The organism is Streptomyces sp. SID14436 (genome assembly GCF_010548465.1).
In the GTDB taxonomy this organism is placed as follows: domain Bacteria; phylum Actinomycetota; class Actinomycetes; order Streptomycetales; family Streptomycetaceae; genus Streptomyces.
This window is the reverse complement of the sequence record NZ_JAAGMD010000144.1, coordinates 1-8600: the sequence shown is the minus strand read 5'-3', so window position 1 is coordinate 8600 and position 8600 is coordinate 1. Positions and strand designations below refer to the sequence as shown.

The following is an 8600-nucleotide window of genomic DNA, read 5'->3' as shown; positions in this document are numbered from 1 at the left end:
GCGCTGATCGCGGTGGGCGGCGACGGCATGGTGCACCTGGCGCTGCAGGCCGTGGCCGGCACGGGCACCCCGCTCGGCCTGGTCCCCGCGGGCACCGGCAACGACTTCGCCCGGGCCGTCGGCCTGCCGCTGCGGGACCCGGCCGCCGCCGGACGGATGACCGCCGACGCCCTCAAGTGCGGCCGGGTGCGCGACATCGACCTCGGACAGGTCGGCGACCGCTGGTTCGCCAACGTCCTCGCCTCCGGCTTCGACTCCCGGGTCAACGACCGCGGCAACCGCATGCGGCTGCCCGTGGGCCGGATCAAGTACGACCTCGCGATGCTCGCCGAGCTGTCCGCGCTGCGGCCGGTCCCGTACCGGATCACCCTCGACGGCGGTGAGGTCCGCGAGGTCGAGGCGACGCTGGTCGCGGTCGGCAACGGGCCGTCCTACGGCGGCGGCATGCGGGTCTGCCACGGCGCGGACCTCACCGACGGCCTGCTCGACGTCACGGTGGTCGGCGCGTGCAGCCGCAGCACCCTGCTGCGGGTGTTCCCCACCGTGTACAAGGGGACCCATGTCGGCCACCCGGTGGTCACCGTCCTGCGGGCGGCGCGGGTGGAACTGGCCGCCGACGGGGTCACCGGGTACGCGGACGGCGAACCGGTCGGGGCGCTGCCCCTGACCGTGCGCTGCGTGCCCGCCGCCGTGCGCGTCGTGGGCCCCTGATCAGGACGGGTGGGCCTCTGATCAGGGCGGGACGCCCTCCCGCCGGGACCGGTCCGGTTAATGATCGTCCTGTTGTCGGTGCGGCCCGGTAGGCTCGAAAGCACGATGACAGAGGACCTCTCACCGGCCGAGCGGTACGCGGCAGCACGCAGGCGCGCTGCCGAGCAGGCCACCGCGCTCGCCCCCTTCCGCGAGATGTACGACTTCGGCCTCGACCCGTTCCAGATCGAGGCCTGCCAGGCGCTCGAGGCGGGCAAGGGCGTGCTGGTGGCGGCCCCCACCGGCTCCGGCAAGACGATCGTCGGCGAGTTCGCCGTCCACCTCGCCCTCGAACAGGGCAAGAAATGCTTCTACACCACCCCCATCAAGGCGCTGTCCAACCAGAAGTACGCCGACCTGTGCCGTCGGTACGGCAGCGGCAAGGTGGGCCTGCTCACCGGTGACAACAGCGTCAACTCCGACGCCCCGGTGGTCGTGATGACCACCGAGGTGCTGCGGAACATGCTGTACGCGGGGTCGCAGACCCTGCTCGGCCTCGGCTACGTGGTCATGGACGAGGTGCACTACCTCTCCGACCGCTTCCGCGGCGCCGTGTGGGAGGAAGTGATCATCCACCTCCCCGAGTCGGTGACCCTGGTGTCCCTGTCGGCGACGGTGTCGAACGCCGAGGAGTTCGGCGACTGGCTCGACACCGTGCGCGGCGACACCGAGGTGATCGTCTCCGAGCACCGCCCCGTGCCGCTGTTCCAGCACGTGCTCGCCGGGCGGCGGATCTACGACCTGTTCGAGGAGGGCGAGGGCCGCAAGAAGGCCGTCAACCCCGACCTGATGCGCATGGCCCGGCTGGAGGCGAGCCGTCCCCCGTGGGGCGACCGCCGCCGCGGGCGGGGGAACATGCGCGAGGCCGACCGCGAGCGGGAGCGCAGACAGCGCTCGCGCGTGTGGACGCCGAGCCGGCCGGAGGTCATCGAACGCCTCGACGCCGAGGGCCTGCTGCCCGCCATCACGTTCATCTTCAGCCGGGCCGGCTGCGAGTCCGCGGTCCAGCAGTGCCTGTACGCCGGCCTGCGGCTCAACGACGAGGAGGCGCGCGCCCAGGTGCGCTCCCTGGTCGAGGAGCGCACCGCGTCCATCCCGGCCGAGGACCTCCACGTCCTGGGGTACTACGAGTGGCTGGAGGGCCTGGAGCGCGGCATCGCGGCCCACCACGCGGGCATGCTGCCGACGTTCAAGGAGGTCGTCGAGGAGCTGTTCGTGCGCGGGCTGGTGAAGGCCGTGTTCGCCACCGAGACCCTCGCCCTCGGCATCAACATGCCCGCCCGCTCGGTGGTGCTGGAGAAGCTGGTCAAGTGGAACGGCGAGCAGCACGCCGACATCACCCCCGGCGAGTACACCCAGCTGACCGGCCGGGCCGGCCGGCGCGGCATCGACGTCGAGGGCCACGCGGTGGTCCTGTGGCAGCGCGGCATGAACCCCGAGCACCTCGCGGGACTGGCGGGCACCCGCACCTATCCGCTGCGGTCCAGCTTCAAGCCGTCGTACAACATGGCGGTCAACCTGGTGGAGCAGTTCGGCCGGCACCGCTCGCGCGAGCTGCTGGAGACCTCGTTCGCCCAGTTCCAGGCCGACAAGTCGGTCGTCGGCATCTCCCGCCAGGTGCAGCGCAACGAGGAGGGCCTGGAGGGCTACAAGGCCTCCATGACCTGTCACCTCGGCGACTTCGAGGAGTACGCGCGCCTGCGCCGCGAACTGAAGGACCGTGAGACGGAACTGGCCCGGCAGGGCGCCGTGCAGCGCCGCGCGGAGGCCGCCGTCGCGCTGGAGAAGCTGAAGCCGGGCGACGTCATCCACGTCCCCACCGGCAAGTACGCGGGGCTGGCCCTGGTGCTGGACCCGGGGCTGCCCGCGGGCCGTTCCAACGGCCACCGCGGGTTCGACCACCACGACGGCCCGCGCCCGCTGGTGCTGACCGCCGAACGGCAGGTCAAGCGGCTGGCGTCGGTCGACTTCCCGGTGCCCGTCGAGGCGCTGGAGCGGATGCGGATCCCGAAGTCCTTCAACCCGCGCTCGCCGCAGTCCCGTCGCGACCTCGCCTCGGCGCTGCGCACCAAGGCCGGGCACATCGCGCCCGAGCGGCACCGCAAGCGGCGGTCGCAGGCGGCCGACGACCGGGAGATCGCCCGGCTGCGCAAGGCGATCCGGGCGCATCCCTGCCACGGCTGCGACGACCGGGAGGACCACGCCCGCTGGGCCGAGCGCTACCACCGGCTGCTGCGCGACACCTCGCAGCTGGAGCGGCGGATCGAGGGCCGGACGAACACCATCGCCCGCACCTTCGACCGCATCGTGGCGCTGCTGACCGAGATGGACTACCTCCGCGGCGACGAGGTCACCGAGCACGGCAAGCGGCTCGCCCGGCTCTACGGCGAACTCGACCTGCTGGCCAGCGAATGCCTGCGTGAGGGCGTCTGGGAGGGGCTGGCCCCGGCCGAACTGGCCGCCTGCGTCTCCGCACTGGTCTTCGAGGCACGGGTCGCCGACGACGCGATGGCGCCGAAGCTGCCGTCCGGCAAGGCCAAGGCGGCCCTCGGCGACATGGTCCGCATCTGGGGGCGGCTGGACGCCCTGGAGGAGGACTTCCGCATCTCCCAGACGGAGGGCGTGGGCCAGCGGGAGCCGGACCTCGGTTTCGCCTGGGCCGCCTACATGTGGGCGTCCGGCAAGGGCCTCGACGAGGTGCTGCGCGAGGCGGAGATGCCGGCCGGCGACTTCGTGCGCTGGTGCAAGCAGGTCATCGACGTGCTCGGGCAGATCTCCGCCGCCGCTCCCGCCGTCGAGGGGTCCACGGTCGCGAAGAACGCCCGCAAGGCCGTGGACGGACTGCTGCGCGGGGTGGTGGCCTACTCCTCCGTGGGCTGACGCCCGCGTCCCCGACGTCGTTCCGTCCCCCGAAGCCCGGTGCGCCCCGTGCGCGCCGGGCTTCTGCGTCCTGTGCGCCCCCGTGCGGGGCATCATCCGGCGCTTCCGCGGGCAGGACTCAGCGGGACGCCCCTCGTGCGGGCAGCCGGGCAGGACACGGTGCCGGGCCCGGTCGGCGCGATTCTTCACTCGTGACGGTGAGTGACGTTCGTACGCCAGTGCGCCGTTACGGCGTGTGTTCGAGTTGTGTCGCAGCGTGTAAATGGACTCAAGCGTACCGCTGCCCCCGGGGCCATTTCCGGCACTTGCTGAATATGACTCGGCGATGATCCGGTCGGACTAAGCTCGCCCGCAGCGCACCCAGTTGGGATGAATTCGTGCGCCTGTTCCCCTTTGCGTGAAATTCCCGCAATCGCTGACCAGCCCGTTCCCCGCACCGCCCCCCGACCACCAGCCGATTCCTTCCAGAGGGCCCACATGGTGAGTGTCCAATCCCCGCCCGGTCGCCGTGAACTTCCGTACGCGCGCGTCCTGTTGCTCCCGGCGATACTGATGGCCGCGGCGACCGGAGCCGCCGTCGCACTGGTGACGGAACCCGCCCGGCTCGCCGTCGGCGTCTGCGGCGCCGTCGCCACCGCGCTGGTGATCGCCTCCGCTGCGGAGGCCGCACGCCGCGGCCGTGTCCTGCGGGACGCGCGCGCCGAGCACGAGCGTCACCGTGCGTATCTGGAGGCGCGCATCGCCGCCCACGACACGGAGACGCTGCACTTCGCGCAGGAGGTCACCCCCGGCGCACTGGACTACCTGCACCGCGGCAACACGCCCCACGAGGTGATCCGCGACCTGCCCAAGCTGAACCCCGCCTGGCGCGACCTGCCGGAGTACCAGATCCGGCTGCTGCGCATCATGCTGCGGATCATCGACGACGAGGAAACCCTGCGGGACTCCTCCGCCCGGTCCTTCGTCAGCATCGCCCGCCGCGTGCAGGCCATCGTCCACCAGCAGGCCAAGGAACTCCGCGAGATGGAGGAGGACCACGGCCGCAACCCCGAGGTCTTCGACGACCTGCTGCGCATCGACCACGGCACCGCCCTGATCGGCCGCCTCGCCGACTCCATCTCCGTCCTCGGCGGCGGCCGCCCCGGACGCCAGTGGCCCCAGCCCGTCGCGCTCTACAGCGTGCTGCGCGGCGCGATGTCCCGCATCCTGGAGTACCGCCGCATCGACCTGAAGTCGATCGCCAAGGTCAACGTCAAGGGCATCTCCGTCGAGCCCGTCATCCACGCCGCGGCCGAACTCCTCGACAACGCCACCCGCTACTCGCCGCCGCAGACCAAGGTGCACGTCACCGCCACCGAGGTCCAGACCGGCGTCGCCATCGAGATCGAGGACGCCGGCGTCAGCCTCGACGAGGAGGCCCGCGCCCGGATCGAGGGCATGCTGGACCGCGCCCAGCGCGGCGTCGACCTCCAGGACCTCGGCGAGAGCCCCCGCCTCGGCATCGCCGTCGTCGGCCGGCTGTGCGCCGCCTACAACATGCGGGTGTCGCTGCGGGCCTCCGCCTACGGAGGCGTCCGGGCCGTCCTCGTCGTCCCCAGCGAGATGCTCACCGACCAGCCCGGTGTCGGTCTCGCCCACGGCATCGGCGCGACCGCGGTCCCCATGCAGGTCGACGCGCTCCCCGGTCCCGAGCGGGCCCCCAAGAAGCGCCGGCCCACCAGCCCGCGCATCCCCGCCACGGTCTCCATGGAGGACGAGGTCCCCGAGGTCACCGAGTGGACCCCGGGCGGACTGCCGCAGCGCCGCAGCCGGGTGAAGACCTCCCTGACCCAGCGGTACGCCGAGCAGGCCGCCGCGGAGCGCGCCGAGCGGGAGGCCGCCGCGCGCGGCGAGACGACGCCCTGGACCACGCCCGAGCCCGAGCCGGCGCCCAAGGACGACCGTGAACCCGGCCTGTGGGTCGACGCGTTCTGGGACGGCCTGAAGAAGGACCTCGACCCGGGCGTCCACCCCACGGACTTCACCCGGAACCCGACCGCCTACCTGCATCTCATCAACGACCCGGCCCGAACCGAGGCCGACGACGAGGGGAACCTCAAGTGATCCAGCAGCGAGCCAACTTCGACTGGATGCTCAAGGAGCTCGCCGACGGTGTGCCCGGCGTGGAAATGATCGTGGTCCTGTCGGCCGACGGTCTGCGCATCGCCCGCTACGGCGGTGAGCCGGACGCCGCCGACCGCGTGGCCGCCGCCTGCGCCGGCGTGCAGAGCCTCGCCGGTGCGGTCGCCCAGGAACTGCCGCGCAGCGACGGCGAGATGAAGATGGTGGTCATCGAGATCAACGGCGGCTACTTCTACCTGATGGCGGCCGGCGCCAACGCCTACCTCGCGGTCCTGTCCGACATGACCTGCGAGCCGGGCCGGATGGGCGGCATGATGCGCGACCTGGTCGTCCGCATCGGCGCCCATCTGACCAGCCCGCCCCGACGGAACGGGCAGACCGTATGACTCCTCCGCAACGCCAGAGGCGCAGTCCCCAGGAGGATCCCCCTCCCCGGCCGCCGTCCCAGGGCAAGGACGGCGAGGGCGGCAACCCGGAACGCCTGTACGTCGTCGCCGGCGCGGACGGCGGCCGGGCGGAACTCGACCTCGTCACGCTCATCGTGGCGCGCGCCGAGGACCCCCCGCCGTCGGCCACCCCCGAGCAGGCGGCACTGCTCCGGCTCTGTGCCGCACCCCTGTCCGTGGCCGAGCTGTCGGCCTACCTCAGCCTTCCGTTCAGCGTCGTGACGGTGCTGCTCACCGAGATGCTGACGGCGGAACTCGTCCAGGCGCGCGCCCCGATCGTCCGGCAGGCGCTCCCGGACCGTTCCCTTCTCGAAGCGGTGATGCATGGACTTCAAAGGCTCTGACACCGTCCCCGGCCCGCGCACCGAGGACCAGTTGCCGCACACGGCCCAGGCCGCGGCGAAGATCGTGATCGTCGGGGGGTTCGGGGTCGGCAAGACGACCATGGTCGGCTCGGTCAGCGAGATCCGGCCGCTGACCACCGAGGAGACCATGACCCAGGCCGGGATCGGGGTCGACGACAACTACGGGTCGGCGACCAAGACGGCCACCACCGTGGCCATGGACTTCGGCCGCATCAAGATCACCGACCAGCTGGTGCTCTACCTGTTCGGCACCCCGGGCCAGGAACGCTTCTGGTTCCTGTGGAACGGCCTGTTCGAAGGGGCGCTGGGCGCGGTGGTGCTGGTCGACACCCGCCGGCTCGAGGTGAGCTTCGACGTCATGGGGCGCCTGGAGGAGCGCGGGGTGCCCTTCGTCGTCGCCGTCAACTCCTTCCCCGACGCGCCCCGTTACCCGCTGGAGGACCTGCGCACCGCGCTCGACCTGTCCAAGGACGTCCCGATCATGGAGTGCGACGTGCGGCGCCGGGCCTCCAGCCGCGACGTCCTGATGACCCTCATGCGGTTCCTGCACTCGCTCGCCATGACCCGCTCGCTCACCTGATCCCGGCCCGCCACCCCCCGACCCCTCGCGTTTCCCCAGTTTGCGGAGCGACCACAGTGACGCCTGAATCCCACGCACCGACCACGACGGACACCTCCCGGACCGGCCCGCCCCCCGGCTGCCCCGCGCACGGCCTGGGCCCCGGAGGGCTGCGCCGGCTGCACGAGTCGGACGACCTGAGAAAGCTCTACGAGGAGCTGCGGGCCGAGCACGGCCCGGTGGCACCCGCCCTGCTCCACGACGACGTTCCGGTGTGGGTGGTCCTCGGCCACGCCGAGAGCCTGCACATGGTGCGCACCCCCGCCCAGTTCTGCCGGGACAGCCGCATCTGGTCGCCGCTGCGGGAGGGCCTGGTCAAGCCCGACCACCCGCTGATGCCGCACATCGCCTGGCAGCCGATGTGCTCGCACGTCGAGGGCGACGAGCACAAGCGGCTGCGCGGCGCGCTCGACAGCGCCATGGCGACCATCGACTTCCGCACGCTGCGCCGGCAGATCAACCGCTACACCCAGCGCCTCGTCAACAACTTCTGCGAGGAGGGCGAGGCCGAACTCGTCGGCCAGTACGCCGAGCACCTGCCGATGGCCGTCATGTGCCAGATCCTCGGCATGCCCGACGAGTACAACGACCGCATCGTCGAGGCCGCCCGCGACATGCTCAAGGGCACCGAGACGGCGATCGCCAGCAACGCGTACATCATGGACGCCCTGGCCCGGCTCACCGCCCGCCGCCGGGCCGAGCCGCAGGACGACTTCGCCAGCCACCTCGTCCGGCACCCGGCCGGCCTCACCGACGACGAGGTCCGCGAGCACCTGCGGGTGGTGCTCATCGCCGCGTACGAGACCACCGCCAACCTCCTGGCGAACGTGCTGCTGACCGTGCTGACCGACCCGCGCTTCCGCGCCCAGCTCAACGGCGGGCAGATGACGGTGCCGGAGGCGGTGGAGCAGCTGCTGTGGGACGAGCCGCCGTTCAGCACCGTGTTCGCCTACTTCGCCAAGCAGGAGACCGAGCTGGGCGGGCAGCGCATCCGGCGCGGCGACGGGCTGCTGTTCGCCCCCGCCCCGGCCAACGTCGACCCCCGGATGCGTCCCGACCCGACCGCCAACATGCAGGGCAACCGCTCGCACGTGGCGTTCGGCGGCGGGCCGCACGAGTGCCCGGGGCAGGACATCGGCCGCGCCATCGCCGAGATCGGCGTCGACGCGCTGCTGATGCGGCTGCCGGACGTGGAACTCGACATCGACGAGGACGAGCTGGAGTACACCGAGTCCATCGCCTCCCGGCACCTGGTGGCCCTGCCGGTCCGGTTCATGCCCCGCCCTCCGCAGGACGTGACCCAGCGGCCGAACCACGACAAGGAGCCGCAGCGCCGCTCCGCCTGGCACATCGGCGCCCCCGACCCGCAGCCGGTGCCGCCCGCCGCCACCGCCCCGGCGGCCGAGCCGGCGGCCGCCG

Annotated in this window: 7 protein-coding genes; all 7 read left to right on the top strand. The window is 72.1% G+C overall.

What is annotated here, in order from left to right:
- Positions 1-711: YegS/Rv2252/BmrU family lipid kinase (locus G3I53_RS05405; protein ID WP_164438074.1), on the top strand; the 711-nt coding region annotated here is incomplete at its 5' end.
- A 60-nt stretch (positions 712-771) separates the two neighbouring features.
- Positions 772-3630, top strand: coding sequence for a DEAD/DEAH box helicase (locus tag G3I53_RS05400; protein WP_164338451.1), 2859 nt, complete (start codon positions 772-774; stop codon positions 3628-3630).
- A 477-nt stretch (positions 3631-4107) separates the two neighbouring features.
- The gene (locus tag G3I53_RS05395; RefSeq protein ID WP_164338452.1) at positions 4108-5733 is read left to right on the top strand and encodes an ATP-binding protein; all 1626 of its coding nucleotides are present in this window, start codon (positions 4108-4110) and stop codon (positions 5731-5733) included.
- Positions 5730-6137, top strand: coding sequence for a roadblock/LC7 domain-containing protein (locus G3I53_RS05390; RefSeq protein WP_164338453.1), 408 nt, complete (start codon positions 5730-5732; stop codon positions 6135-6137). Before G3I53_RS05395 ends, G3I53_RS05390 begins: the two co-directional genes overlap by 4 nt.
- Positions 6134-6541 carry a DUF742 domain-containing protein gene (locus tag G3I53_RS05385; protein ID WP_164338454.1) on the top strand — a complete coding sequence of 136 codons (408 nt, stop codon included), beginning with the start codon at positions 6134-6136 and terminating at the stop codon, positions 6539-6541. The genes G3I53_RS05390 and G3I53_RS05385 overlap by 4 nt, the downstream gene beginning before the upstream one ends.
- Positions 6522-7142 carry an ATP/GTP-binding protein gene (locus G3I53_RS05380; protein WP_164338455.1) on the top strand — a complete coding sequence of 207 codons (621 nt, stop codon included), beginning with the start codon at positions 6522-6524 and terminating at the stop codon, positions 7140-7142. Before G3I53_RS05385 ends, G3I53_RS05380 begins: the two co-directional genes overlap by 20 nt.
- A 56-nt stretch (positions 7143-7198) precedes the next feature.
- Positions 7199-8600 (top strand): cytochrome P450 (locus G3I53_RS05375; RefSeq protein ID WP_164438073.1); only part of this gene is annotated, 1402 nt, incomplete at its 3' end.